26 protein-coding genes and 1 tRNA gene are annotated in these 24,768 nt (G+C 60.4%); 13 read left to right on the plus strand and 14 right to left on the minus strand.

Annotation, left to right across the window (positions count from 1 at the left end; genetic code table 11):
• Positions 1 to 1,599: 1,599 nt before the first annotated feature.
• Positions 1,600 to 2,262, minus strand: a complete 663-nt coding sequence (locus tag G442_RS0102880) for a recombinase family protein (protein ID WP_026396765.1) — start codon at positions 2,260 to 2,262, stop codon at positions 1,600 to 1,602.
• Between the two features lie 211 nt (positions 2,263 to 2,473).
• On the opposite strand from G442_RS0102880, the gene G442_RS24840 reads away from it, so the two are divergent.
• The 9 genes from G442_RS24840 to G442_RS20635 all read left to right on the plus strand — a co-directional run bounded on the left by G442_RS24840 (position 2,474) and on the right by G442_RS20635 (position 8,929).
• Complete coding sequence (locus G442_RS24840; protein WP_146882134.1) at positions 2,474 to 2,701, plus strand: hypothetical protein; 228 nt, start codon at positions 2,474 to 2,476, stop codon at positions 2,699 to 2,701.
• Positions 2,702 to 3,036: 335 nt separating this feature from the next.
• A complete protein-coding gene (locus G442_RS0102885) occupies positions 3,037 to 3,423 on the plus strand; it encodes a hypothetical protein (protein WP_026396766.1) in 387 nt (128 codons plus the stop codon).
• A gap of 361 nt (positions 3,424 to 3,784) precedes the next feature.
• Positions 3,785 to 4,312, plus strand: a complete 528-nt coding sequence (locus tag G442_RS0102890) for a hypothetical protein (protein ID WP_146882136.1) — start codon at positions 3,785 to 3,787, stop codon at positions 4,310 to 4,312.
• On the plus strand, positions 4,309 to 4,701 hold the full coding sequence (locus G442_RS24845; RefSeq protein ID WP_146882137.1) for a hypothetical protein: 393 nt from the start codon (positions 4,309 to 4,311) through the stop codon (positions 4,699 to 4,701). Before G442_RS0102890 ends, G442_RS24845 begins: the two co-directional genes overlap by 4 nt.
• Before the next feature lie 371 nt (positions 4,702 to 5,072).
• The gene (locus tag G442_RS23810; protein WP_051291871.1) at positions 5,073 to 5,735 is read left to right on the plus strand and encodes an HNH endonuclease signature motif containing protein; all 663 of its coding nucleotides are present in this window, start codon (positions 5,073 to 5,075) and stop codon (positions 5,733 to 5,735) included.
• A 146-nt stretch (positions 5,736 to 5,881) separates the two neighbouring features.
• Positions 5,882 to 6,379 carry a hypothetical protein gene (locus G442_RS23815; protein ID WP_051291872.1) on the plus strand — a complete coding sequence of 166 codons (498 nt, stop codon included), beginning with the start codon at positions 5,882 to 5,884 and terminating at the stop codon, positions 6,377 to 6,379.
• 234 nt (positions 6,380 to 6,613) lie between these two features.
• Complete coding sequence (locus G442_RS0102910; protein ID WP_146882140.1) at positions 6,614 to 8,020, plus strand: hypothetical protein; 1,407 nt, start codon at positions 6,614 to 6,616, stop codon at positions 8,018 to 8,020.
• 181 nt (positions 8,021 to 8,201) lie between these two features.
• Complete coding sequence (locus G442_RS0102915) at positions 8,202 to 8,564, plus strand: tlde1 domain-containing protein (protein WP_026396769.1); 363 nt, start codon at positions 8,202 to 8,204, stop codon at positions 8,562 to 8,564.
• Positions 8,561 to 8,929, plus strand: a complete 369-nt coding sequence (locus G442_RS20635) for a hypothetical protein (protein WP_035376129.1) — start codon at positions 8,561 to 8,563, stop codon at positions 8,927 to 8,929. Before G442_RS0102915 ends, G442_RS20635 begins: the two co-directional genes overlap by 4 nt.
• Positions 8,930 to 8,947: 18 nt before the next feature.
• On the opposite strand, the gene G442_RS0102925 is transcribed toward G442_RS20635, so the two are convergent.
• Both G442_RS0102925 and G442_RS0102930 read right to left on the minus strand, forming a co-directional pair.
• A complete protein-coding gene (locus tag G442_RS0102925) occupies positions 8,948 to 10,534 on the minus strand; it encodes a tyrosine-type recombinase/integrase (RefSeq protein WP_035376130.1) in 1,587 nt (528 codons plus the stop codon).
• A 132-nt stretch (positions 10,535 to 10,666) separates the two neighbouring features.
• A tRNA-Tyr gene (locus G442_RS0102930) sits at positions 10,667 to 10,752 on the minus strand.
• A 134-nt stretch (positions 10,753 to 10,886) separates the two neighbouring features.
• On the opposite strand from G442_RS0102930, the gene rlmB reads away from it, so the two are divergent.
• Positions 10,887 to 11,771, plus strand: coding sequence for a 23S rRNA (guanosine(2251)-2'-O)-methyltransferase RlmB (rlmB, locus tag G442_RS20640; RefSeq protein WP_084440364.1), 885 nt, complete (start codon positions 10,887 to 10,889; stop codon positions 11,769 to 11,771).
• A gap of 15 nt (positions 11,772 to 11,786) precedes the next feature.
• Here rlmB and G442_RS25700 read toward each other — a convergent pair whose 3' ends face one another.
• From G442_RS25700 to G442_RS0102955, 4 genes are all read right to left on the minus strand, one after another.
• A complete protein-coding gene (locus G442_RS25700; RefSeq protein WP_169720786.1) occupies positions 11,787 to 11,939 on the minus strand; it encodes a hypothetical protein in 153 nt (50 codons plus the stop codon).
• Complete coding sequence (gene cyoE / locus G442_RS0102945; protein WP_026396771.1) at positions 11,936 to 12,892, minus strand: heme o synthase; 957 nt, start codon at positions 12,890 to 12,892, stop codon at positions 11,936 to 11,938. The genes G442_RS25700 and cyoE overlap by 4 nt, the downstream gene beginning before the upstream one ends.
• Positions 12,889 to 14,196 (minus strand): heme-copper oxidase family protein, encoded by a 1,308-nt coding sequence (locus G442_RS0102950; protein ID WP_026396772.1) that lies wholly within the window; start codon positions 14,194 to 14,196, stop codon positions 12,889 to 12,891. Before G442_RS0102950 ends, cyoE begins: the two co-directional genes overlap by 4 nt.
• Before the next feature lie 213 nt (positions 14,197 to 14,409).
• Positions 14,410 to 15,141, minus strand: a complete 732-nt coding sequence (locus G442_RS0102955; RefSeq protein WP_026396773.1) for a class I SAM-dependent methyltransferase — start codon at positions 15,139 to 15,141, stop codon at positions 14,410 to 14,412.
• Between the two features lie 164 nt (positions 15,142 to 15,305).
• Between G442_RS0102955 and G442_RS20645 the strand changes: the two genes are divergently transcribed.
• Positions 15,306 to 15,503, plus strand: a complete 198-nt coding sequence (locus G442_RS20645; protein WP_035376132.1) for a hypothetical protein — start codon at positions 15,306 to 15,308, stop codon at positions 15,501 to 15,503.
• Between the two features lie 7 nt (positions 15,504 to 15,510).
• On the opposite strand, the gene gshB is transcribed toward G442_RS20645, so the two are convergent.
• From gshB to G442_RS20665, 7 genes are all read right to left on the minus strand, one after another.
• Positions 15,511 to 16,506 carry a glutathione synthase gene (gene gshB, locus G442_RS0102965; RefSeq protein WP_026396774.1) on the minus strand — a complete coding sequence of 332 codons (996 nt, stop codon included), beginning with the start codon at positions 16,504 to 16,506 and terminating at the stop codon, positions 15,511 to 15,513.
• A gap of 65 nt (positions 16,507 to 16,571) precedes the next feature.
• A complete protein-coding gene (gene greB, locus G442_RS0102970; protein ID WP_026396775.1) occupies positions 16,572 to 17,081 on the minus strand; it encodes a transcription elongation factor GreB in 510 nt (169 codons plus the stop codon).
• A gap of 31 nt (positions 17,082 to 17,112) precedes the next feature.
• Positions 17,113 to 17,979: a flagellar motor stator protein MotA gene (motA, locus tag G442_RS0102975; RefSeq protein WP_026396776.1), complete on the minus strand. Its 867-nt coding sequence runs from the start codon at positions 17,977 to 17,979 to the stop codon at positions 17,113 to 17,115.
• A gap of 55 nt (positions 17,980 to 18,034) precedes the next feature.
• A complete protein-coding gene (locus G442_RS23820; protein WP_026396777.1) occupies positions 18,035 to 19,219 on the minus strand; it encodes a flagellar motor protein MotB in 1,185 nt (394 codons plus the stop codon).
• A 50-nt stretch (positions 19,220 to 19,269) separates the two neighbouring features.
• Entirely contained in the window at positions 19,270 to 20,715 is a 1,446-nt protein-coding gene (locus G442_RS0102985) for a glycosyltransferase family 39 protein (RefSeq protein WP_026396778.1), read from the minus strand.
• Positions 20,716 to 20,761: 46 nt separating this feature from the next.
• Positions 20,762 to 21,931 carry a glycosyltransferase family 2 protein gene (locus G442_RS20660; protein ID WP_084440328.1) on the minus strand — a complete coding sequence of 390 codons (1,170 nt, stop codon included), beginning with the start codon at positions 21,929 to 21,931 and terminating at the stop codon, positions 20,762 to 20,764.
• Complete coding sequence (locus G442_RS20665; RefSeq protein ID WP_084440329.1) at positions 21,928 to 22,407, minus strand: Lrp/AsnC family transcriptional regulator; 480 nt, start codon at positions 22,405 to 22,407, stop codon at positions 21,928 to 21,930. The genes G442_RS20660 and G442_RS20665 overlap by 4 nt, the downstream gene beginning before the upstream one ends.
• 230 nt (positions 22,408 to 22,637) lie before the next feature.
• Here G442_RS20665 and trxB point away from each other — a divergent pair, with 230 nt between their 5' ends.
• A complete protein-coding gene (trxB, locus tag G442_RS0103000) occupies positions 22,638 to 23,591 on the plus strand; it encodes a thioredoxin-disulfide reductase (RefSeq protein ID WP_026396779.1) in 954 nt (317 codons plus the stop codon).
• 124 nt (positions 23,592 to 23,715) lie between these two features.
• Positions 23,716 to 24,600 (plus strand): LysR family transcriptional regulator, encoded by an 885-nt coding sequence (locus G442_RS0103005; RefSeq protein ID WP_026396780.1) that lies wholly within the window; start codon positions 23,716 to 23,718, stop codon positions 24,598 to 24,600.
• Positions 24,601 to 24,768: the final 168 nt, after the last annotated feature.

Raw genomic sequence — 24,768 nt, forward strand, 5'->3', positions numbered from 1 at the left:
GATCGTCGGTTGACCGTACCCCAAGAACGACCCATGCCGCTTCGTGTCTATGTGGAGCGTTGCTGTTCCGTTCGTGATGTCTTTCGGATTGTCCCAACCCACCTCCCACTTACTCATGAGAGTATAGCATTCACCCGATCTCAGGAGGCCAGTTGCATCTCGCCTGGCCGCCTTGAGACGTTTGTATTCGTTCCACAATTCAGGTTTGCGGCAGGCGACTTCACCCGTGTCATAACCGTCTTGAGCATCCACGGGGACCGGCCACTTTACCGATGCTGGCGCTGCACGCGCAACAGACACGCTACTGGCGGTTGATAGAATTATGGCAATCAGGGCGCGGCAGGCAAACATAGGGGCTCCGTTGCGCAATATAGATTGGTTTGCCACAAGTTGCACCCGTGATCCCACCACTCGATTGCATGCTCTCCAGAACCGCCCGCACACCTTCCGGTATCCAGCTTTCAACTATGCCTACGATAGCTCACCCATAGATGCCCTACCGCAGCTCTTGCTCCATGCAAGCAGACTCAGTGAGCGTCTGGGGTTTATGTCAGATGAACTTCTAAGCGACCGATATCGAACATCAGTCACGCCAGCCAAGCGCGCTCACGCGTCTCCACGAGCTTCATGCTCCGCCGCCAAAGGTTGTCTTCAGCTATCGCGTCTTAAGTGTCCCGAGCATGTCTTGCCGAGCGCCAGACGCAATCCCCAAAACCTTGCCAACATCCTCCCGCTGGTCTCTGGGAATGCTTCAACCGGGCATGCAACGTGCCGCCCGCCGAGCGCTTCAAACCGCGCATTTGCGGCCCTTTTCAGCCATGACGGACTACCGACAGACAACTACCGCCGCGATAGATGATCATTACCGACAACACGATACGATGCGCTGATTTCATTGAATTTTTAGGATCGTGGTGGAAGGGGTTGGACCTTTCACACATTTTCAATTATCCGCAGAAAACCGCCAAAAAACTATTACCGACCAGAGTTTACCGAGTCGGTAATACCGACGATGACCTTGCATTATCGTGCCGAAGCGACAGAGCTTATTCAAGACGGACTGAAGCCCACGACAGCGGATCGGCGTGCGGCTCTATCGCCACACCCGCTAAATTTCCTCAAATGAAGCCATCAACAGGCCCGATATGGATTCGCGGGGAACAAAGAGGGAAACGCGAACGCGCCCCGCCGCCCACCTGACGCTGCACACTTTATCCACAGAGTTATTCCAGCACCTGTCCACGGAAACTGTGGGTAATGTTACGTTCGTGTGTCATGCGAACGGCGTTCGAAAATGGCGGCAAACTGCCATTCACGAAGAATCTAGCTGTCAAGGTCAAGAATCAGCTTGCGTTTCTAACTCTCTGAGGACAACGCGAGTCCAGCATTTCATTCACAGACGTGCAGGGCTGCTATGACGTGGGTTACGCAGGGGCTCGGTGGCACGGAAGAAGCGACATGAACGTGCCGTGTGCGGGCCGCTGCGGGCGTTAGAGGGTGTATTGATGTGCTCGGATATTTTCTGACCTCGCTTCGCCCCACGTCAATCAAAACCATATCAAAAATAGTGGAATAAACTAATTGCACTAACATGAATCGTTAATTGTGGATTGAGCCCATAACCCGCCGCACTCCCGCAGCCGTCCATTGCCCGCCCTTCGAAGTCCTGATGCCCTGTTCCGTCAATCGTGCGGCGATCTGACGCAGACTCAGGCCCTCGGAATGCAGGCCAGACGCCATCGGGCCAACGCTCGCCCTGAACGCCTCAGCGGCCTTCTGACGGGATTCTATGGACAACCGATAATCGACCTTGCGTGCTCCCTCGCGATATCCGCCCAGCTTCTGACCACGGGCCTTTGCAGCGCCTAGCGCCGCCTTGGTGCGGGCTGAGATCGCCTCACGCTCCTGCTGCGCCACCAGAGCCATGATGCCGACCGTGAGGCGGTTCGCGTTTGGCATGTCAGCCGCAACAAACTCCACACCAGCCTTTTCGAGTCCGAGCAGGAAATGGGCGTCACGACTCAGACGGTCGAGCTTGGCGATCAGCAACGTCGCTCCGGTCAGACGGCAACGCTCCATCGCCTCCAAGAGCTTCGGTCGGTCGTTCTTCTTGCCGCTCTCAACCTCCGTGAACGTCGCCAGCACCTTGCCGCCCGTCTGGGCCACATAGGCGCTAACGCTCGCCTGCTGGGCTTCTATGCCAAGCCCTGACGCGCTCTGGCGGGCTGTGCTGACTCGGAAGTATGTGACGAAAGCGGTCATGGGCGGGCCTGTATCGTGAGAGTCATCGTCGGTTGACATTGCTGATACAGCCCGACGCAGGCGGACAGAATCCCCGAAAGTCGAATCCCTCTGATTCGAAAAGCGAATCAATCCAGTGGCCGTCAGTCACTCGTCGCGCTAATGGGCAACCGACCGTCGCCGCCTCGTCGCCGCGCCGTGTTGCGACCCTGACGGAGTAAGAGCGCCAGACATGCGACGACCAGCCCACCGAACCAGCCTGAACCTGTCACCGCTCGTTGCGGCGCTGCTCGGCGTCTCTCTGTATCGGCTTGCGGCCCAGCACGGGTGGGCATGCTACTGGTGTGCGCTTCTCGCCGCAGTGGCGTCGTGCGTGGTCGTGTGGGCGCTGCGCTGGATCAGAAATGTATCGGCACGCAGACGACATCACAGCAACGGCGGGCTGATCCCTCGGACATAGCGCGAGAAAGCGTCAGGGACTCAAAGCCGGGCCACCGTGACCCATGCATGGTCGCTCAGAGGATTTCAGGATTTCGGGGGTTTAGCCGCTGTTGTTGTTCGGTTCCTCACGGCGAAAACATTCCATAGGGAAACGCTGGCTGACGAAATTCACCCGACATAGAGGTGTAGGCGGGTCCCTCAATGGGTCCCATCTGGGTTCCCATATTGGTCTGTGGATAACCACATATAATATAACAATATCAATCAGTTACATCATGTTATCGGCTAAAACCCTCCTATAAGAGCAGCGCCCCTAGTGGTGCATATAGATATACCGAAAGGAGACGCCACAGGTTGGCTATAGAGACCACAGTTAATTACATCACAGACCTTGTTGATGCTGATCCCGCTGACACTGATGATGTGTCTGAGGGTGCCCAGCATCTAAGGAACATTAAGACGGGCATTAAAGGAACCTTTAGCGCCTTCACTGGTGAAGCGGTCACAGCTACTGAGGCCCAGATCAACCAGCTAACCAACAACACCATGTCATCCACCCTTAAGATGGGCGGTTATGGGATCACGGGGTTGCTTCCGGGGTCTGCGAGTGGTGAGGCGGTTACGCCGGACGCTGAGAGCTTTGAGATGTTGTTTGATCAGGATGGCCTGTTGCGGCTTGGTGACGCGGTCACGGTGCTACTGACCCGCAGGGTTTCTCAACGCCAAGCGTTGCGCACCTGATCTATCGCCCATAGGCACCCGAACGACATCATTACGTCCGAGAAGATCGCGTAAGGTGTATGTGGACGCTGGAAAAGCTGTGCAAGGAAGTCTGACACGGGCCGGGTCTCCTGATCGGTGTGATGCGCCTCAGATAACAGAACGAGCGCCCCGCCGCGATGATGGCTAGAGCGTTTGGCGCAGCGAGAGGCCCGAATAGCCGAGTTGGAGCCTAAAGCGGAAGCTTTTAGGGCCGCATAAAATCTCAAATTAGGCACTTGTACCCGCGAATCATTCGTACTAAGAGCGATTCAGGGACTAATTCGGCGTCTTCCGATGCGTGGTTCCTGACAACGTAAAGTATATTCACGGGATACAGACGATGAATGCTTTTAACGCCACAGATGCGAACGCTATCCCTTTGCCTGCTTCCTGCCCTGAAACGGGAAGTCCTGACGCGATACGCAACGATGCGACCTTCTCGGCGCTTGCGGCGCTCATGCGGTGCGTCCCGGACTCAAACATTGGCATTATGACGGTTGCGGAACTGCGTAGCTTCCTGATGCTGTGCGCTCTCCCGGAGGCCGAGGCGGAACACTGGCGGCCCATGTCGGAAGTCAAGCGTCTCCTGAATATGAGGCAAGGCCGCCCACGCCCAGCACGCCTTGTAGCGCCCGTAACAGACGCCTCGCAGGCCCTCACAGGCTTCCGCCTTACTGAAGCGGGCAGGGCTGTGCGGGACTCTATGGCCGACGTGTGGGCGAGTGCGCAGGAACTACAAGCGGCGGCCATAGCTGAGGTGAGAGCGGCGGTCATCATTGACGCGAAAGCGAGGGCTCTTGCGGGCTCCTATCTCAATCGCGCCATTGGCTATTCAGGTGAATTTTCTTATTCGGAGGATGCCGCATGAGGCTGGAGACCTTGGCGCACCTCAGCGGTGCGTCAGCACGCCCCAGCGGGTCGCTTAACCACACCGCTCCAGTTCCCTCGCGGGTTCCTTCAACACTCCACGCACAGTCCATCTATGGGCACTTCACGACCACAAGCGCACTCTTCAGGACATATTCGGGTGAGGCTCGGCCAAACCTCGTCATCACGGCCAAGCGCCCGGTCGCACGCAGTGGAATGACTTACGTGATTGAGGTGCGGACGGATGACGGGCGTTTGTGGCGCGGGAAGGGCGCACCTGACACGCCGATGAGCCTGAGACTGGTTGAGCGGGGAGATACAGGGTGGCCAGCGGCGCGAAGAGGTGCGGAGCACCGCCCCAGCATCGCCCCAGAGACGCGCTGTTATTGAACGAAATCAGGACCTTATCTGACTTTTACGCGCAAAAATCCCCTATAAGAGTAGCGCCCACAAAGGAAGCTTTAAAGGACTGAATACGGCAGGGAGATTCGTCTCCCTATCCCGCCGCATGTGTCAGCGGTGCGTTAGCGGGCGTAAGGCCGCCCCCGAATGTTTCCCGTCATCGCCGTATGTGGCCGTATGCGCCCGTGCGGCGATGGCGGGAGCTATTCATATGCTCTTTTCGTAATGCGCAGCACATTAGGTGCGGGCAGAAAGAAGGTTATTGTCATAGGCGCTCATGAGAAGCCGGACGTCTTCTTTCCCCGTCACCACCGAATCAATCAACCGAGGAGAAGCGCCCATAAGATACAGAATAGCAGATGCATTCCGATTGCTTGCCGTGGTTGCCTCATCGGACGTATCACACGAAAGAAATAGTGGAAAGTTTCTGCCTAAATAAAACTCTGGCTGATACAGACAGCCTAACGGCACATAGCCGCGTTTGCTCACCAACCGAAAACAAGAAGAAGAGGAGGAAATACAGTTCGCCAGCCGCGTATCTGGCCGAAAACACCGCAATCGGGGAAGTCCCAACGGATTTGCCTGTTGTGCTGGAAAAACCGTGCAGACTTGTTATCGGCGGGCACGCAAAGCAATCCGGCCATGTCGCGATATCCGGTGGCGGCGTGACGGAGTATGCTCACCGTGTGGCGCTCGAACAGGAGATCGGGCCAATTCCAGATGGGAAGATGGTGATGCATTTGTGTAACAACCCCGCCTGCACGGAGCCGTCGCATCTCAAATGCGGAACCCACGCGGAGAACATGCTTTACATGAAACTCTGTGGTCGGTCGGGCAGCAAGCGCATACCGGTGAGCGTCAGAAGCGTGGTGTTGAAACGTCTTCAGGAGGGTAATTTGAATCACAAGCAGATTGCCGCCGAGGTCGGCGTATCTTGGGGGTGCGTGCGCAAACTTAACGCCACCCTAAAGCGGTATGCGATAGGCAATAGGAATCAAACATCGCTTTTCGACTGCGTGTAGCTCGAAGCGAAATCAAATAAACAGGCCGCTCGTGTCTTCCTCATACTCCGTGAGGTGGCCACGGGCGGCCTTATTTGCGAAAAGGGGTGAAGCCAAACCACGTCAGCAACTAGTTGCCCAGCAACAACCACACGAGAGCCAATTCAATGCCACAGCCAAAGCGTCGCTGGACCGCCGAGGAAGCCGAGATCATCCTGTCACAAGCCGGTCTGGACTTCGGAGAGCCTGAGCGGACCGGCAATGGGCTGGGCACCATGTTTCGGACAACCGATGGCCGCATCATCCTCGTTTACGATACGGGCTCTCTAGTCTGTCAGGGCAAGTTAAGCGCTGCGACCAAGGCTCTGTTCGAGGGTGGTGTGGTGCAGCCCAGTGGCAAGCTGCCCATCGCAGGCGCAGGGACACGGACAACAGCGTCATCAGGAAAGAGCGTGAAGCCTCGCAGTCATGCAACGCCCAAGGACGTGCTAACACCGGCTGGGGCGATGCTTCGCACCTCTGCCGCCGCTACACGACCCGCTGAAGACTTTAGAGGCCTCGACAGGCGGAAGCTCAATACGTTCCAGAGAGGGAGTGTGTTGATTGAGGATTATGAGATCGTGGGTGGTGGGTTGAGTGCTGCTGGTGATGACGCTCCGTGGTGAGGTGATCTGGATCAGCGACCACTCAAACCTTATTCATCAACCCACATTCAATCATCCCTGATTTGATAGTTATGATGATTGAGTAAGGTGATCATGTAAGATGTGATCTTGTCAGGTCAGTATGTTGATGATCTCTCATTTGATAAATCATGATCAGGTTGATCCTTACACCTCTTCCTCTCGAATAGACGCTGAGCTATTGGGGAACCCTTAAGGGGGATAAGAGGTAACATTTTGGACCACATTAGCGCCAGCGATAGCAACTATGTCCCGCGCCCTCCGTCACACAGCTTCGATACGAACGAGTTAAAGGAAGCCTACACGCTTTCGCTGGGTCGTATCCCGCACAGCCCTGCGGCAATTGCCCTCACTGAGCAAGTGGTTGAAGCCATCCGTCCTCTGGTGGGCAAGCAACCCGCACCCGATGCCAAGCGCCTGCGAGATAAAGGCCGAGGGAAACGCATTACGGAAACAGGCATCATTCTGGCCGGATTGATGTATCACGCCTTCGCTGGGCGCTGGGCGGCTGTCCATGAAGGTTGCAGTCGTTGGTATTGGTCTCCTGCCCGCAACCTTCCGATTGGGTGCCGCGCGTTCTGGACAAAGGCGCAGGCGATGATTGATCTGGGCTTAGTCGATTACGTCCCCGGCAAAAGTTACAAAAACTCATGGGGTGACTATCTGGGCGAGGAGGCGCGTTTACGGCCCAGCCCAAGGCTTATCGACATGGCCACGGCGTGCGGTTGCTCTGAGGATGCGCCATATCTGGACTGGCGACTGGTCAATCCTGCGCCTGCGAAGCCCGTTGATCAGCTTGTCATCGTCAAGCCGTTTCCCCGCAAGCGTAACGGGCGCACGGTGGCCGCTGACGGCGCTAACGTTCCTGATGAGGGAAATGCACCGGCTAACCCGAATGAGTCCGTGACGGCCTTTATGCGGCGTCTGGTGGCCAGTCTGGACGGGCAGGCGATTACAGGTTGCGCCCCGCCTGTTTTACAAGCGCAATTCGTGGGCACGGCGGCGCTGCACGGTCGAATCTATGCTCTTGGCGCTGATAACTTCCAAAGCGGTCTTGGAAAACAGGAGAGGCGTCTTATCACAATCAATGGCGAGGATGTGGTCGAGGTGGACCTGTCAGCGTCCTTCCTCTCGATTGCCCTCGCCCTGCTCGATGCGCCTGCGCCCACTGACGACCCATACGCGCTTCCCGGCCTTGACCCGGCGTTACGTCCCGCCATCAAGCACTGGTTTGTTCTCTTCTTTCAGCGTGGCGGCTCCGTGAGGAGGTGGCCAGAAGGAACGAACAAGGCGATATCAGGCGCGATTAAGCCTGCTGCAATCGAGGCGGCGGCGCTCGCCCGTTATCCGGCGCTCGCGAGCATCAAGGGGATAGTTCCCGCCGACGTGCTGGCCACAGTTCCCGAAACGCTTGGCGACGCAGGGTGGACACTCGGCCAATATCTCACGGCGGTTGAAGCGGACATCATGCGGCAGGCAATGGCCGCCATACTCGATCAGGAAGGCGCTGTGCTGCCTATCCATGACGCCCTGATGGTGCCTGTGTCGTTCCGTGAGAGGGCGCAGGAGGCCATTGAAGGGGCGTGTAGGGAACGATTAGGGCGCGTTGTCAGAGTCGCTTGAGTTTCCATGCACGACGCTATCATTGCTCCCTCGCGTTCCTTGCGGGCGCGGGTTGCCTCAGCTTGGCCTGCTCTGCGTATTTGACGGCGTTATGTTGCGATAACGGTTAGTGGTTGCCTCTCTGCGTGCGATGAGTCTAAATAATGCTACGTGATTTGATTTGGAAAAGAGACGTAATTCGATGGTGTGGATTTATAATCAGGCGAGCGGAGAACTAACGCGGGCCGGAAAGTTCGTCGAAATCGGATACTCTGGGCATGGTGACGGCAAAAACAAACCATCTATGCAGGATAAAGCCAGCATCGGCCCGACGCCGAAAGGCACTTATACTTTTTCAGCGCCGTTTACTCACCCGCACTCAGGGCGCTACACGATGCGTTTGCACCCGCAGACCGGCACAAACACGTTTGGCAGGAGCGGATTTATGATACACGGCGACAGTATTCGCCACCCGGGCGAAGCGTCAGAAGGCTGTGTTATAATGAGCATCAAGACTCGAACGCAGATGTGGGAAAGCGGCGACCATACGCTTGTCGTTCAATGAAGACGGCATTTGTCGGGCTGGCTTTGCTGTCAGCTGTCTTTGGCGCTTCGGCTCGTGCTGACGATCTCGTGCCGTGCTCGCATTGGCCGGAAACCATGGCCGCCGTCATGCTCAAGAACGCCGGGAAGATAACTCCGGACGAACTAGGCCACCCTAACGTGACCCATGAACTCCTCGCGTTCCAGAAAGTGAACAAGGACACAGCGAGAGAGGTCTATTTGCTGACCTTCAAGCGCCCGAGCGGCGAGACGATAAGGGTCATCACCCAGAATGACGTAACGCCCGAAGAGTGCTCTGGCAGCGGGGTGAAAGCGTTTCTTGCTGACCCGCTCGGTCCTGCTCAAGAGTCTGAGTCGAAGCCGTAACTCGTCGCTATTCCTTTGTCATCGGCCTGGCACCGGCTCCCCGGTAACGCCCAGAGCCTCCCGCACGCCCTCCGGCATCCCGCTTTCGACCATGCCGAGGATAGCACGTTCGCAAACAGCCCACTGTAGCTCGTCCTCCATATAAACCGCCTCTGTGATCGTCTGCGGCTTATGGCCAAGGAGTTTCTGTGCAACCGAAAGCTGGCATTCTGAAACACCAGCCAAATGCGCCCGCCGCATGAAAGTGCCAAACGACTTCCTGAAGCTGTGGAAGTTCACCACTCCGTTGCTTTCCACGCCCAGCACGGCCCGCCGCAGGTCCGTGAAACGTTGCGAGAAGACATGCCCGCGCTTCTTGCCCACACCACCGGGCTTGCATTCAGGGAACAGCACGGCGTCCGGTTCACCCGTCGCCTCCGCGTCCCGTAAGCGCCTCTCTATAATAGGCATCAACAGCGGGTGGAGCGGAACTTTACGGACTGAGTTCTCCGTCTTGGCGTGCTCTTCGGTCACTTCGATGCCCCATAGCAGCCCGTTAGCGCCGTCACGGTTCACGATGCGGCCCACCGTCAAGCTGCACAGTTCGTTCTCACGGGCTCCTGTAAGCAAAGCGATCCGCATCAGGTCCGTGAGCGGCGCAGTCCACGACCACACGCCCCGGTGTCCTTCGTTCGGATTAGCGGTGAGCAGCTTGATCAGTTCAGCTTCGTGAAACTCACGCTCTTTCTTCGCCTGCGCCCTCCGTTCGCGCTCTGCACGCTTCTTCAACCCGGATGTCGCGCCAACCCACGGGTTCTGTCTTGGGATTAGCTTTTTATGAATCGCCCAATCCCATAGCACCTTGAGCGGGCTTATGATGCGACTGACTGTCTTTGGTGAAAGCCCTTGCTCCGTCAGCCACTCGCTAAACTCTCCTGTAACGACGTCAGGCACTTGTTGGATTGTCTGCACTCGCAGGAAGGCGACAGGATCATCGGGCTTCCCGCGCCCCTGCGATATCGCCAGATAATTCCCGAAGTGCCGCAGAGACGTGTTGTCCATCGCAACCATTGCCGCGCTCACGTCGCGCCGACGCTCTTTTATCCAGCGATCCAGAACGACCGAAAACGGCGTGGCTGTGCCCGTCATCACACCGATGGAACGCAGCACGTATTCGCCAACGCCGCTCACGCCCTGCTCAGTCATTTCGGCGGCGCGGTCTATAATCAGGTCTCGGAAATTAGACTCTTCGCGGCTTCGCGGGCTCGTCCATCCGTCGATCTCGTCCTTTTCGTCCGACACGTCAGACAGAGCACGCAGCGCTTGGCGGGCCTCCATCGCCTCGCTGATCATAACGTCTTCATTCAGCCAATCGGGTTTCCACTCACCATGTAGCGGCGGCAATCCGGCTGCGGTTAGCTTCGCATTAACCTCATGAGTGAGCGCAGCAAGCACAACATCCCGGCGCTTGATCGCCTCTCGTTTGTCTTGCGTGCCCGTCGTCCTAACACGCTCTTCAACGATGCCCGACTTGACACCATAGGCGGTGCCCACGTCCCGCTGACGGTCTTTAGGGATCAGCAAGCGTGCGTAATACGTGCGTCCAATAGGCTTGAGCCCGCGCATCTCGTTTCCTTTTAAGGTCAAACGACGCATTCAGGCCACCGCTAAGCTTTACCGACGAACCATTACCGGCGCGGTAAAGGTATTTTACCGACAATCCCCGCAAGGCTTTGTTTTCTTTTGATTTTCTGAAGATGGTGGAAGGGGTTGGATTCGAACCAACGTAGGCGTACGCCAGCGGATTTACAGTCCGCCCCCTTTAGCCACTCGGGCACCCTTCCGACGCGGAGACGAATTACGGCGCTCGTCCCCTCCTGTCAATGCGGTTTCGTCACACAAACGTATTCCGCGCCCTGGCGAACAGTAGGTGCGCGAAATGATGACGGACGCGCGCCGTAATCGTATAGCTGCACTCATGCCCAAACCCCGCTCATCAACACCCCGTCCGCAGCCCTCCTCCCGCCCCCAGCAGAGGCGCTCAGAACGCGCCGCACCGCATGAGCACCCAGGGCAGCCGTCAGCCTCCCGCAACGAGGGCCAGCGTGCGCCTCGCGAGCATCGTGGCCGTGGGCGGCAAGGGGGCAAGCCCGGCGGGCCATACTGGCTAGCTGGCGTTCACGCGGTGCAGGCCGCGCTGGAAAACCCCGCGCGCACCATTCTCCGCGTCCTGCTGACCACCGAAGCCCGCCCGGACTTCATCGAGAGACTGTCAACACCGCTCCCCGCATCGGTCGAGACAACAGACCGGGCGCATCTGGCGGCTCTTCTGGGAGCTGAAACGGTACATCAGGGCGTCGCGGCGCTGGTCGAGCCTCTGGAGGCCATGGACCTTGAAGACGCCCTGGAGCGCCCCGGCCCCATCCTCGTGCTCGATCAGGTCACGGATCCCCGCAATGTCGGCGCGATTCTCCGCTCGGCTGCGGCGTTCGGCGCCGCCTGCATCGTCATGCAGGATCGCCACGCGCCGGATGAGGGCACCGCACTCGCCAAGGCCGCATCCGGGGCTCTTGAGATCGTGCCGCTGATACGCGTCGTCAATCTTGCGCGGAGTCTGGAGACGCTGAAGCGTCAGGATATCTGGACAATCGGCCTCGACGCAGGAGGGAGCCGCCTCAACGGGTCGTCGCTGGGCGGGCGACGCGCCGCACTTGTGCTGGGCTCAGAAGGCGATGGGTTGCGGCGCCTCACCCGAGAAGCCTGCGACGAGATCGCAGGCGTGTACATGCCGGGCCACATGGAAAGCCTGAACGTTTCCGTAGCAGCGGCGGTCGGCCTCTACGAACTGATTCGGACCAATTGAGTAAAGGAAAAAATTCTACAGACGGATCAGCGCGATCACATAGATGATCGCCGCCATAGCCAGCGTGAAGCTGACAAGGCCGACGATCCGGCCACGCTGGCGACGATCAGCCTCATGTAATTCAGCCTCCGTCAAAGTGGCGGAGGGGTGTTGCTCGATCGTGCTCATGAAAGCCACCATGTCAGTGCATGATCCCCGAGCAAGCCGCAGAACAGCAAGAAAAGATAAGCCAGCGAGAACCGGAACGACACTCGCGCAGCACGATCGCCCACGAGACTGACGCCTGCATCGTCCTGCTTCTCCAGCAGCACCCGCACCGCGCAGGCCACGAACCCGAGACCCAGCAGAGTCGCGGTCACGGTATAGAGCGGGCCACAAAGCCCCATAAAAGAAGGCGTCAACGACACCGGCAGAAGAATCAGCGTGTAGAGAAGAATCTGCCAGCGCGTGTGCCGTGCTCCACGTACGACAGGCAACATAGGAATGCCCGCGCGCCCATAATCCTTGCAGGCGTAAAGCGACAGCGACCAGAAATGCGGGGGCGTCCACAGGAACACGATCAGAAACATGACGACCGGCAGCACTGACAGCGACCCCGTAGCGGCGGCCCAGCCGATCATTGGTGGAAAAGCGCCCGCCGCCCCACCGATGACGATGTTCTGCGGCGTCGAACGCTTCAGCCACATCGTGTAAATAACCGCATAGAAGAAGATCGAGAACGCCAGAATCCCGGCCGCCAGCGCGTTCGTCGCCAGCCACATCAATGCGACAGAAAGAACGGAAAGACCGACGCCGTAAACAAGTGTCTCATCAGCGGGAATACGACCGCCGGGAATAGGACGCGTCGCGGTGCGTTGCATGACCGCATCAATATCGCGGTCATACCACATGTTGATCGCCCCGGCCGCGCCAGACGCAAGGCAAATACATAAAATGCTGATCGCTGCGAGAACGGGGTTCACCGGGCCGGGCGCGACAGCAAGGCCGGCTGCCCCCGTAAAGACCACCAGAGAAATCACTCTCGGCTTTAACAGTTGAACCCAGTCATGCGCCCGGGTCCCGACGCGGTCAGCGCGATAACGGGGCCGCGCAGCGCGATCGACAAGGCTCGCGCCGCTCATCGCGCGACCTGCGTAATCGTCGCGCCATCAGTCGATCGCTCACCCAGGAAAACACCAAGAGCAACAACAACCAAAGCCAGCAACGACAAGCCGAACGCGACGCCGCTGACGATCTGCAGCGCCCCTCCAGCATGCGAAACCGCTAGACTACCCAGAATGGACCCCGCAAACATAAACAGAAACTGGAATCGCGCGGCGACGGCAGGGTACCAACGCCCGGCGCTATCGAGCCAACCGTAAAAGGCCCCGAATAACGCCAGAGCGGATGCGCTCAGCACGGCGGCATGAACGCTGTCACCCTCGGCCACACCAACCGTCCAGCCCGAAAGCAGCACGACGAAGAAACCGGACGTCCATAACAGCGGCACGCCCCCGCGCCCCGCGAAGGAGACGGCCCGTCGCCATAAACGCGACATCCAAAGGGCGCCAAACGTGAGCGAACACAGCGCCGCCAACCCTATCTCGAAAGACACGACCGGAACCAACGTCTGATGGGCCATCATCGCATGAGCCCAAATTACCGGCCCGCCGACGCCTGCCGCCACCACCACAGCGCGCCCGACATTGCTTTCCAGGGCAGAAACTCCCGGATCATCGTCCTGACCTGCAGCAGGCTCGAACGCACGTGACGCCAGACCAAGCGCCGCAACGAGCACGATAATCATAGCCGGCGTCTCAAAAGACGTCAGCACATCCGGCGCTGACGCTCCGGACACCAGCGTTCGGGTCAAGCCTGCAGCCAGCACCGGCACCGAGAACAACAGCCCGGCCGCCGCCGCGACCTGCGTCCATAAAAACAGGGAGAAACGGTGCGCCGAACGGCGCTCACCGGAAACGACAGATGTCCGGCTATCCAGAATTCTGCTGAGAACGGACGTCGCCATCACGACGGCTCCCAGACACCACACGGGCCCGCCCCACACGCTCATCGCCGCCCCTGCCGCACCAAAAAACAGCAGCAGACTGGCGATCATCAACACGAGCGACAGCGATAAAAGCCGGGCACAGATCGCGCTGGCGCCAACACCGCGCCGCAGCTCCGCCGGAGCCAAAAGCGCTCCGAAACCGCCCAGCAACGCAGGCAACGCAACATACAGCACCATCGCGATCGAATGCGCCTGACCGGCCTTCTTCGCGAGATCGGAGGGCAGAAAGCCGAATTGCGATGCGAGCGCCGCCGTCCCGGCCGCAGCTCCGACCACGCAGGAGAACACTACATATCCAACGGCAGATCGAGGAGGTGAAGACCGTTCAGCGGTCAGCCCGGACATCGAACGGGACGAAGCGTCTACTGTTTCAGACATGGCGCCGAGAGTCTCTCCACCTCCGACGATACGCCTCCTGAACCGCCACCCACGTCTGCTCGACGAAGCGGCGCGGCGTCATCGTATCTATTTCATCAACCTTAACGGGATTTCACGTCGCCATGAAGCCCGTTGGCGGCGCCAGCGGGACAGACCTGCATCACCGACATTGCACCCACGCACACGCCAAACCCAACAAACCGATGCGTAGCGTCAGGCGTCTTCAGACTGCGGCGCGGTGACCTGTTCGTGCTTTAGCGTCACCAGTGTAAAAATCCCCGCCGGCGGAACAGCTTCAATCCGGGCGCGGCGTATGTCTTCGGGCGGCAGCAACGCCTCCATGGCGAAATCAGGATGCCAGCCCAGAGAGTGAGACGCGCGCGCCATGCCGCGCTCGACCGCGCCGCGCAGACCATTCGGCGCAAGAAAATGATTTACAAACAGAATATGACCGCCAGGCCGAACAACGCGCTTCAGTTCTTTCAGCAACCGGCGCGGATGCGGAACGACCGAAGCGACGAACATTGCGACAGCGATGTCGAACGAAGCATCCGGAAAGCGCGTGTCCTCCGCGTCCATCTCCAGAAGCATTTCGACGTTGTTCAGGCGTTCGCGGCGAACCCGCTCTCTCGCGCGGGCCAGCATGTCGGAGGACAGGTCTATCCCCGTGATCCGCTTACCCGGCACGTAATGCGGCAGCGCAAGCCCTGTGCCTACGCCAACCTCAAGCACGCGCTCGCCCGGCAGGGCATTGACGGCGGCCACGGCGCGGCGGCGACCAAACGCGGAAACCCCACCAAACACGGCGTCATAGACTGAAGCCCAGCGCTTATAGGCGGCCTTAACCGCGTCGGCGTCGAGGGCGACCTTGGGTCCATGAGACTCGGGTATCGAAGAGGCCACTTCCACCGACTCGGCGCGGACGCCTTGCAAGACTTCGCTCATGCCCCCTATCTGCCCGCCACCGCGAAGTTCTACAAGAGGCCGCGTATCGTTACACTTCGTCGGACGCTTGCAAACGTGACGACCGACCTACAGCATAATGGAAGCCCCCGCGCTGGACCGGAACACGGACCTGAGCGAAACAGCCCGGAAACGCGAGGACACTCATGCTGCAAATCGTTTTGCCCCTCCTGTGCGTCATCATCTGGGGCGGAATGTTCGCTTACTACTTCCGCCAACAGTTGTGGGATTTGAGGGACCGTTTCGACAACCGTTTCGGCTCAGACAAACCCAAGGGGGCCGTGCCTGAAACAGAGCACACCGCAGCACAGCCAGAGCCTCCGGCCAGGCCGGACGGCGCCTGAGCCCGTGTCAACCCGCTGACAGGCGGGCCTCGATGCAATCCCAAAGAAGCCCCGCCGGGTTGACGCCGTCAAACCGGGCCAACTCCTGCAGGCCCGTCGGCGACGTAACGTTGATCTCTGTCAGCCAGTCGCCAATCACGTCGATGCCGACGAAGACCAGCCCCTTCTCCCGGAGCATCGGGCCGATCGCCTCACATATTTCACGGTCACGCGGGGTCAGGTCGACCTTCTGGGCAACGCCGCCTACATGCATGTTGGACCGCGCCTCGCCTTCCGCCGGAACGCGATTGATGGCGCCAATTGGCTTCCCATCCGCCAGAATGATTCGCTTGTCGCCAGCCCGCACAGCCGGTTCGTAACGCTGGATCATCAGCGGCTCGCGGGAGCGGGCGAAATGCATTTCCAGCAAGGCGTTGAGATTCTGGTCGTCTTCGCGAATGCGGAAAACGCCGCTACCTCCGTTGCCGAACAGCGGCTTGACGATGATGTCCCGCCATCTGGCGCGAAACGCACGAATTTCAGCCACATCCCACGTGACAAGCGTCGGCGGCATCAATTCCGGATAGTGCGTGACCAGCAGCTTCTCTGGTGAGTCGCGCACCGACCGGGGATCGTTCACGACCAGCGCACGTCCGGGGCCGGTTCCGTGAATATGCTCGAGCAGATGCGTCGCCGTGATGTACGCCATGTCAAATGGCGGATCCTGACGCATCAGGATCACGTCCATGTCGCCCAGATCGCGACGGACAGCGGCGCCAAAGCGCGCGTGATCGCCCTTTTCCCGCTGCACGGTGACCGGCCGCACGCTGGCTGTGACGCGGCTCGTCCGACCACGTCCGGGGGTATGGGCGCCTTCCGTCAGCGCAAGCGACTCAACGCCGTAGACGAACAGGTTATAGCCTCGGGCTTGCGCCTCAAGCATCAGGGCGAACGTCGAATCGCCGTTGATGTCGATCCCCTCCAGGGGGTCCATCTGCACCCCGACGTCAAGCTTACGGGCCATAGCCGAATTCCCTCCATTGAGCGGGCGACACTAGAACAGTTTCATCGCGCCGAAAACGCTCAGCCCTACGGCGACGGGTAGGAAATCTCCAGCAGTTCCAGTCGCTCCGGCCCGCGCGGCGTGTTCAGAACCACCTCATCCCCGACGCCATGACCAAGCAACGCACGCGCGACCGGCGCCAGCAGACTGACCTGCCCCTGAGAAGAATCCGCCTCATCGGCGCCGACGATAGTCACGGTGGTTTCCCGATCGCTCTCATCGACATACAGCACCGTGGCGCCGAAAAACACGCGATCCCGCCTGGTCTGGGCCGCAGGATCGACCGCAATGGCGTTTTCGACACGCTGCGTGAGAAACCGAATGCGCCTGTCAATCTCACGAAGCCGCTTCTTGCCGTAGATATAGTCGCCGTTCTCGGAGCGATCGCCGTTGCCTGCCGCCCACGACACGATTTCGACCACGGACGGACGCTCCTGCTTTAACAGACGCGTGAGTTCCACCCGCATCGTCTGCAAGCCATCCGGCGTCACGTAGCGCGCAAGTTCGGCGCCAACGTCGGGCGTTGCGGCAGTCATATGCCCAGGTTTCTCACATCAATGCCTGACGTCAGCCGATCGCCTGCTCGCTGATCGCCGTGTCCATCTCCAGAAAGCTGGGCATGTAATGCACGGGAATGTCCTTTCTACCGATCTCGACACTGACCTGCGGGGCGTTGCCCTGAAGATGAGCCACGAATACCACGCGAATGAGATCGTAGTAACTAGCCTCTTCTTCGACGACGCTGCGCATACGCGTCGCGATTGGTCCCACGATCCCATAAGCCAGCAGCACGCCGAGAAAAGTTCCGACCAGCGCGCCTGCAATCATTTCGCCAAGCACTTCTGGCGGCTTGGTGATCGAACCCATCGTCTTGATCACGCCCAATACCGCGGCGACAATGCCCAGAGCAGGCAACGCGTCAGCGAGCTGCTGCATGCCATGCGAAATATGCATTTCTTCTTTCAGGTTTTTCGCCAGCTCACGCGTCATGACGTCGTCGACTTGAAACGCGTCGTCCATATTCATGCTCATCATCCGCAGATAATCGCAGATCATGTCGCGTGCGCGTTCATTGTCACGAATCTTGGGATAGGCAGCGAAAGCAGTGCTCTCTGTCGGCGTTTCGATGTGACTTTCCAGCGCCATCAGACCCTGCGACTGCGCCAGACGCGTGAAGAAGAACAGCAAGCCGAGCAAATCCATATAGTCGCGCTTGCCATAGCTCGGCCCTTTCAGCGCGGATTTGAATGCGGCGGGCACATGCTTCAGATCACCCATGGAATTGGCCATGATGAACGTGCCAATTCCGGCGCCAAGAATTGTAAGCAGTTCGAAAGGCATCGACGCCAGAAGCGGCGCGATGGCCCCTCCCGACGCCACAAACGATCCGAACACGCACAGCAGCAGAAAAACGAGGCCGCCGATTACCAGCATTTACTAAAATCCCACTCTTGAACGCCGTTACGGTTTGAAGAAGAAACCATTCGGATCATTTGACGGCGTCCACGCCAGAGGACGCCGTCGACGCGCCTGCGCTTTCCAGCGCCGGATGATCGCGATGGAGGACAAGCACCACGCGACGATTTTCCGGCGCGCCAGGATCGTCGGGGCGCGCAAGATCATGGTCTCCGACGCCAACCACCTCTCTGAGCCTCTGGTCCGGGAACCCATTGTCCGTCAGAATTTGCCGCGCCGAGTCCGCCCGCACGCCGGACAATGTCCAGTTCGACATCTTGCGTCCGCGGTAGAGCGCGCCATCCGCATATCCATAAACAGAGAGTTTCTCCGGCAGAGCCGTCAGATACGGGGCGATGACACGCAACAGAGCGACCGCGCGGTCGGTCAACCGCGCCGAGCCGTTGTCGAACATCGATTTGCGATCAGATTCACTCAGTTCGATCTTCAACCCCGCTGGAATCACGGCGACGGCGACCTGTCCCGCATCCGCGGCCACCGTCGACGTCCGGGCAAGCACCCGCTTTAATTGATCCGCCCCAGCCTCCAGAGCCGCCTGCTCCGCTCTCGCCGCATCCGCCTCCCCAACCGCAATCGACGGTCCTGCCTGATCGCCGCCAACTGGCACGATGCGCGGAATCGCTGGTGGCGCGAGTGTCTGGCGGCCCAGACTGCGGTCCGGGAAAGATGGTTGCGGCGCGACTATAGCTCCGCGCTCCTCATGCGCAGGGCCGGAGCCTGCGTCGCTACGGCCGGGAACAGCTCCAGGTTCGGGCCCGAATCCTCCGACGCGCCCGGGTTCGGACACTGCGATCACGCCAAGCGATTTACTCGCCGCAGCACGAAGACTTGCTACGCCCGCCGCACCGGATGCACTGGCGCTTCCGGCACTCGCCGCGCTTCCTGCGCTTCGGCTTTCAGCGCTTGTCGCCGTCTGCTTGTTGTCAGATGAGGAGGCGTTTGTCGGGGTGTCCTGCGGCTGAACCTGCAAGGCGGGCGAGCCGCTATTGGCCATCGGGTTGAAGAAATTGGCGATGCCACGACGCCGCTGTTCGGTCGTGGCGTTGATCAGCCACATGACAAGGAAGAACGCCATCATCGCGGTCACGAAATCGGCGTAGGCGATCTTCCACGCACCGCCGTGGTGTCCGGCGCCCCCGCCGCCGCCGCGACGCACGATGATCGTCGGCCCCTTGTTATGTCCGTTCCGTTTCGCCATCCGCTCCCACGCCTCCGCCGACATGCTGGCTGGCGCAGCTTAAGGGCGACTTAACGGGCGGGCGGAAGGCGGTAGAAATCCTCCTGCGAACATGACAGACGGTAAAGAACGTAGCGTTCAGCCTCGACGCCGCGTCGGGCGCGGATCACCGTCACCACCGTTTCCGCCCCGCGCATCCACCCCGCGTTCCCGGGCGGATCACGACGAGCGTTATGCAGCAGATAACCATCGCCCGCGCATGCGACAGGGTGAAGACCAAAATATGTCCAGCGCTCGTCCGCCCCCGCTACGACGCGTCCCGGAAGACGCAACGCAAGTTCCGAAGCCAGCCCGTAATCGTCGGCGGCGACGAAAGCCGCGCCTGCCGTCCGCGCATCGACGTCCTGCACGAAAGCAGGCCACCCGCCACCCTGCCGCAACGCGACGTCGAGATGGCGCCCCAGGGGAAACACTGAAGTCAGCGCCTGAAGGATCACCAGCACGCTTAACGCTACGCCCGTGAACGCGGCGACGAACCGCCAGCGGACATCGACCCGGGCGGCCAACACGGCGAAAACGGGATATATGATGACCGGCCAGTTCGCCTGCACCCGATCGCCAAGCGCGTGCTGCGCAAACACCGCCAGCGGGACGCCAACCAGGCACAGCAGCAGCCTGTCGGCCGCATCGCGCCGACGCGACGCATTCCATACGCCTACGACGAACAGGGCGAAAATCGCAGGCGTCGCAAGGCCGACCTGTCCGCCGAGCAGTTCCCCCAGAAACTGCGCCGCGCGCGCGGGCCGCCAGTCCGCCGCCCGCCCGCCCTGCCTGACGAAACTCGCCCAGCCATGTGTCGCGTTCCACCAAAAGACCGGCGCAGTCAAAACTGCTCCCGTGACGGCCGCCAACCACGGCCATGGCCGCGCAAGCCTGCGTCGTCCCTCTTTCGTGAGCACCAGCCACACCGCAAGACCCGCCGCAGGCAGGGCCATCGTGTACTTGCTGTCGAAGCCAAGCCCGACAGCCGCGCCGACGGCGAGCCACCACATCGACGAACCACCTGATGACACGCGCGCCAGGGCCAACAGAAAGAGCGCCACAAAAAATAGCAGCGGCGTGTCCGGGGTCATCGTCACAGACCCGACGCCCAGCGCCAGAGTCGCGTTCAGGAGAACGCCCGCCATGATCGCGCGGGCATTCTCCCGCCCGTCTGGCTGCGCGAGGCGAAACAGATCACGCGCCGCAGCGACGATCATGACTGTGCCGGCCGCCGTCGCCAGCGGAGCCAGCACCCGAATCCCGAAAGCGTTGTCGCCGAAAAGGCCTGTGCCCGCCCGTATCCACAAGGCCACCATCGGCGGATGATCGAGATATCCGCCCTGCAGCCCCCGCGACCAGACCCAGTAATAGGCCTCGTCAGGCGTCACCGGCAGCAACGCAGCCACGATGAGGCGCAGCAGGGTCGCCCCCGCCAGCCAGACCGTAGGCGACCGAACCACCTGATGGACTTTCACGGCGACTTCCGGATTCTCGCGCAGTCGGCTTCCGGCCGCGTCGTCGTCACCTCGGGCGCCATATCAGGGCCGACGACACGGCGTAGTTCCACACGACGCCGATCACTGCGCCCGCAGCGCTCGCCTGCCCCCAGCCATCTCCGCCCGCGCGGAACAGTTGCGCTATGCCGATATTCGCCCAGGCGCCCACCGAGGAGACCAGGAGAAACGCGATGAAACCGCCATAAAGACGCGGCCCGCGCAGACGACGATCACGATAGGTGAACGTGTTGTCGAGCCAGAAATTCGCCAGAATGGCGGCAACGGTGCCTATGGTCTGTGCGACCTCGAAATCCGCGCCCCCGATCCGCATGACGTTCATGACGATCAGGTTCACCGCGACGCCGATCGCGCCCACGCAGGCGAACGTCAGGAAGCGCACAGGCAACCAGCCACGAAACAGCTTGTCCAGCAACAGTCCAGCGAACTGCAGCAGGACCAGCACGTCCAGCTTGCTTTCGCCCGCAACCCGCGGGCGGAACACACAGGGTATTTCCTCGACCCGGACCTTTTCGGGGGCCGACATGATCAGATCCATCAGGATCTTGAAGCCCTGCCCTGACAACCTCGGCGCAATGCGTTGAAACAGCGTCCGGCGCAGCGCGAAAAAGCCGCTCATCGGGTCTCCGACCTTAACCGGCAACACCATCTGCGCCAGACGGATGCCGCCATCGGACAGGGCGTGGCGCCAGACATTCGCTAAACCGCTGTTGTCGCCGCCCTCCACGTGGCGGCTTCCGACCGCGATGTCGCAACGCCCTTCAGTCAGGGCGTCAATCAATGCGGGCAATCGCGATTCGTCGTGCTGCAGGTCCCCGTCCATGACGGCGACGTAGCGGGCTGACGACGACAGCGCCCCTTCGATCACCGCCGAAGACAAACCGCGCCGCCCGATGCGGCTGATTCCGCGCACGCGCCAGTTCTCTTCGGAAAGAGCCCGGACCTCGTCGATCGTACCGTCGGGCGAATCGTCGTCAACGAACACCACCTCCCAATCGCGCCCTTCCAGCGCAACGGTCAGCGCGTCCACCAGAGGCCGGACGTTCGCCGCTTCCTTGTAACACGGCACGACGACTGTGATTTCCGGGCCGCCGTGACGCTCCGCGTCCGTCTCGGTAGCAAAATACGTCCCGTTTTCGCGCCTGGCGGCCTGCGGCGTTACAGTCTCAACCGTCATGGCGCAGCCTCGTTCAGATCTGCCGGTCTCGCAGGTTGAGACAGACTGGTGCGAATCGTATGAAGCGTCTGAACGCGCGCGACATGTGGCGCTTCCGTCAGACGGCGCGTCAACCGGTTCTCATGCGCCGTATCCCGCGCCACCAGATGAACAAGAAAATCAACGCCGCCACGAAGCATGTGACACTCACAGGCCTCCGGCCATGCGGCGATCATCTCCTCGAACTGTAACAGGATTGCTTCCTTCTGACTGTCGAGTCCGATCAGGGCGAACATCGTGATCGGCCACCCCAGAGCCTGAGGATCAGTATCGGCGCGATAGCCTCGTATGACGCCTTCTTCTTCCAGCCTGCGGACGCGGCGCAGGCATGGCGGCGCCGAGATGCCGACGCGGCGCGCAAGCTCCACGTTCGTCATCCGTCCGTCCGCCTGAAGTTCGGCCACGATCCGCCGGTCGACCGCATCCAGTTCCGTCACAAGATTCCGCCTTTTCACGCACGGTTTGGCGGCGGGTATAGGACGAACGACGCTGCTTGCGCAAAGCCGTCCTCATGACCGCGCAAATGACCCGACTGTGACGGCGCGCAAATCTCGCGCGACTTGCCGGGACGTTCTCACAGCGCCATATGCACACTCACTGTCACTTCGTCGGCGCCCGGCGGCGTATCCGCCAAGCCGCACGCAGACGCCCATGGATGATCGACCCCATGAACGAACCCGTCACGACCGACCTTTTGATCATTGGCGCCGGTCCCGCCGGCTACACCGCCGCGATTTACGCAGCGCGCGCCAACCTCAAACCGGTTCTGGTCGCGGGCCTTCAGCCCGGCGGCCAGCTGATGATCACGACCGACGTGGAGAACTACCCCGGTTTCGCCTCCGCGATTCAGGGGCCGTGGCTGATGGAGCAGATGGCGGCGCAGGCGGAGCATGTCGGCGCCAGGATCGTGCATGACATCGTGACCGAGGTGGAGTTTCGCCACGGCGGCCCGTTCCGCGTCACGCTCGACGGCGGCGACGTCATGCACGCCCGCAGCGTCATCATCGCCACAGGCGCGCAGGCGAAATGGCTCGGCCTGCCCAATGAAAAACGCCTGCAGGGCGCCGGGGTGTCAGCATGCGCAACATGTGACGGGTTCTTCTTCAGGGGCAAGAAAGTCGCCGTCGTCGGCGGCGGCAACACCGCCGTGGAGGAAGCCCTTTATCTGACGCACCACGCGGAATATGTGACGCTGATCCACCGTCGCGATTCGTTGCGCGCAGAAAAAATCCTGCAGGATCGCCTGCACGCCAACCCGAAGATCTCCGTAGTCTGGAACTCGGTCGTCGCCGACATCCTTCATGACGGAACGCCTCCCGCAGTGACCGGCGTGCGTCTGTGCGACACGCTGACCGAAACGCTGTCGACCATCGACGTCGACGGCGTGTTCGTCGCCATCGGCCACTCGCCCAACACCGCGCTGTTTCACGATCAGCTCATGCTCGACGACGAGGGCTATATCATGACCCAGCCCGGCTCGACGCGCACCTCCATCCCCGGCGTCTTCGCGGCGGGCGACGTGCAGGACAAGATTTATCGCCAGGCCGTCACGGCGGCGGGCTCGGGATGCATGGCGGCCCTCGACGCCGAGCGGTTCCTCTCCGGAATCGCCGCAGCCTGAAATCGTTACGCCTGCGGGTTGCAAACGCTTGACCTAAACCGCCGATTCCTGCACGAGAACGACAGGCATCGTGTTTTCGGGCGTCCGGCGCGCAGGCGACCCGCGTCCAGACAGGGAGACAGATGTGGACTGGGATAAACTAAGAATTTTCCACGCGGTCGCAGAGGCCGGGTCATTCACTCACGCGGGGGAAGTTCTGAACCTCAGCCAGTCCGCCGTATCCCGGCAGATTTCCGCGCTTGAGGATGTGCTTCAGGTTCCGCTGTTTCACAGGCACGCGCGTGGACTTATCCTGACCGAACAGGGCGAGACGCTCAACCAGACCGTCCGCGAGGTTTTCTCCAAACTGGAAATGACCCAGACTCTCCTGACCGAGAGCAAGGAAAAAGCAGCCGGAAGGCTTCGCGTCACCACGACGACAGGTTTCGGAAGCTGCTGGCTTATGCCGCGCCTGCACCGTTTCATGGAGCAGAATCCCGAGATCGCCATCACCATGATCCTCGAGGATAACGACCTTGATCTCGGCATGCGGGAAGCAGACGTCGCAGTGCGGATGCACGCGCCCCGCCAGCCGGATCTGATCCAGCGTCATCTCGCCGACTTCCCGCTGCCGGTGTATGCCGCGCCATCTTACATCGAATCTTACGGCATGCCGGCGTCGCTCGACGATCTGGCGGCGCACAAGCTGGTAGCGTTCGGCGGTTATCATCCTCCGGTGCCCCACATAAACTGGCTGCTCGAAGCGGGCCTGAACGACGGCACCCGCCGCGCTGCGCGCCTTGAGGTCAACAGCATGGCCGCCATGGCGGACGCCATCGCCTCCGGGCTCGGCATCGGGTCCATCCCCGGCTACGCAGCGGCGGAGTATCCAAACCTCGTCAAGATCCTGCCGGACATACAGCACCCGGCGGTGGAGGCGTTCTTCGTTTACCCTGAAGAGCTGCGCAGTTCGAAACGCGTCGCCGTCTTCCGCGACTTTCTCACCAGCGAAATGGGCCTGCGCGGGTAAAGGAGCCCGGGTGGGGCCTACGCCCCACCTCCCCCTCCGGCTCAACTCAACATCCGGATTTTTCTTCAAACTCCGGAAACAGACACGCTCAGAAGCACTTGTCAGGCACGCCTTCCGGTCCGAACGTTTTTGAAATACGGAGCGGTAAAGGCGTATCCTTTCATGGAT

Origin of the sequence: Acetobacter nitrogenifigens DSM 23921 = NBRC 105050 (assembly GCF_000429165.1) — a bacterium.
Lineage (GTDB): Bacteria > Pseudomonadota > Alphaproteobacteria > Acetobacterales > Acetobacteraceae > Acetobacter > Acetobacter nitrogenifigens.

What these genes read in the sequence shown, in the direction of transcription:
- G442_RS20660 (WP_084440328.1), bottom strand. Translation starts at nt 21,931, where the DNA reads ATGACGGTTGAGACTGTAACGCCGCAGGCCGCCAGGCGCGAAAACGGG.
- G442_RS0102915 (WP_026396769.1), top strand. Translation starts at nt 8,202, where the DNA reads ATGGTGTGGATTTATAATCAGGCGAGCGGAGAACTAACGCGGGCCGGA.
- G442_RS0102880 (WP_026396765.1), bottom strand. Translation starts at nt 2,262, where the DNA reads ATGACCGCTTTCGTCACATACTTCCGAGTCAGCACAGCCCGCCAGAGC.
- G442_RS24845 (WP_146882137.1), top strand. Translation starts at nt 4,309, where the DNA reads ATGAGGCTGGAGACCTTGGCGCACCTCAGCGGTGCGTCAGCACGCCCC.
- trxB (WP_026396779.1), top strand. Translation starts at nt 22,638, where the DNA reads ATGAACGAACCCGTCACGACCGACCTTTTGATCATTGGCGCCGGTCCC.
- G442_RS23810 (WP_051291871.1), top strand. Translation starts at nt 5,073, where the DNA reads ATGCATTCCGATTGCTTGCCGTGGTTGCCTCATCGGACGTATCACACG.
- G442_RS20635 (WP_035376129.1), top strand. Translation starts at nt 8,561, where the DNA reads ATGAAGACGGCATTTGTCGGGCTGGCTTTGCTGTCAGCTGTCTTTGGC.
- G442_RS0102955 (WP_026396773.1), bottom strand. Translation starts at nt 15,141, where the DNA reads ATGAGCGAAGTCTTGCAAGGCGTCCGCGCCGAGTCGGTGGAAGTGGCC.
- rlmB (WP_084440364.1), top strand. Translation starts at nt 10,887, where the DNA reads ATGCCCAAACCCCGCTCATCAACACCCCGTCCGCAGCCCTCCTCCCGC.
- G442_RS25700 (WP_169720786.1), bottom strand. Translation starts at nt 11,939, where the DNA reads ATGAGCACGATCGAGCAACACCCCTCCGCCACTTTGACGGAGGCTGAA.
- G442_RS23820 (WP_026396777.1), bottom strand. Translation starts at nt 19,219, where the DNA reads ATGGCGAAACGGAACGGACATAACAAGGGGCCGACGATCATCGTGCGT.
- G442_RS24840 (WP_146882134.1), top strand. Translation starts at nt 2,474, where the DNA reads ATGCGACGACCAGCCCACCGAACCAGCCTGAACCTGTCACCGCTCGTT.
- cyoE (WP_026396771.1), bottom strand. Translation starts at nt 12,892, where the DNA reads ATGAGCGGCGCGAGCCTTGTCGATCGCGCTGCGCGGCCCCGTTATCGC.
- G442_RS20645 (WP_035376132.1), top strand. Translation starts at nt 15,306, where the DNA reads ATGCTGCAAATCGTTTTGCCCCTCCTGTGCGTCATCATCTGGGGCGGA.
- G442_RS0102890 (WP_146882136.1), top strand. Translation starts at nt 3,785, where the DNA reads ATGAATGCTTTTAACGCCACAGATGCGAACGCTATCCCTTTGCCTGCT.
- gshB (WP_026396774.1), bottom strand. Translation starts at nt 16,506, where the DNA reads ATGGCCCGTAAGCTTGACGTCGGGGTGCAGATGGACCCCCTGGAGGGG.
- G442_RS23815 (WP_051291872.1), top strand. Translation starts at nt 5,882, where the DNA reads ATGCCACAGCCAAAGCGTCGCTGGACCGCCGAGGAAGCCGAGATCATC.
- motA (WP_026396776.1), bottom strand. Translation starts at nt 17,979, where the DNA reads ATGCTGGTAATCGGCGGCCTCGTTTTTCTGCTGCTGTGCGTGTTCGGA.
- G442_RS0102950 (WP_026396772.1), bottom strand. Translation starts at nt 14,196, where the DNA reads ATGTCTGAAACAGTAGACGCTTCGTCCCGTTCGATGTCCGGGCTGACC.
- greB (WP_026396775.1), bottom strand. Translation starts at nt 17,081, where the DNA reads ATGACTGCCGCAACGCCCGACGTTGGCGCCGAACTTGCGCGCTACGTG.
- G442_RS0102925 (WP_035376130.1), bottom strand. Translation starts at nt 10,534, where the DNA reads ATGCGCGGGCTCAAGCCTATTGGACGCACGTATTACGCACGCTTGCTG.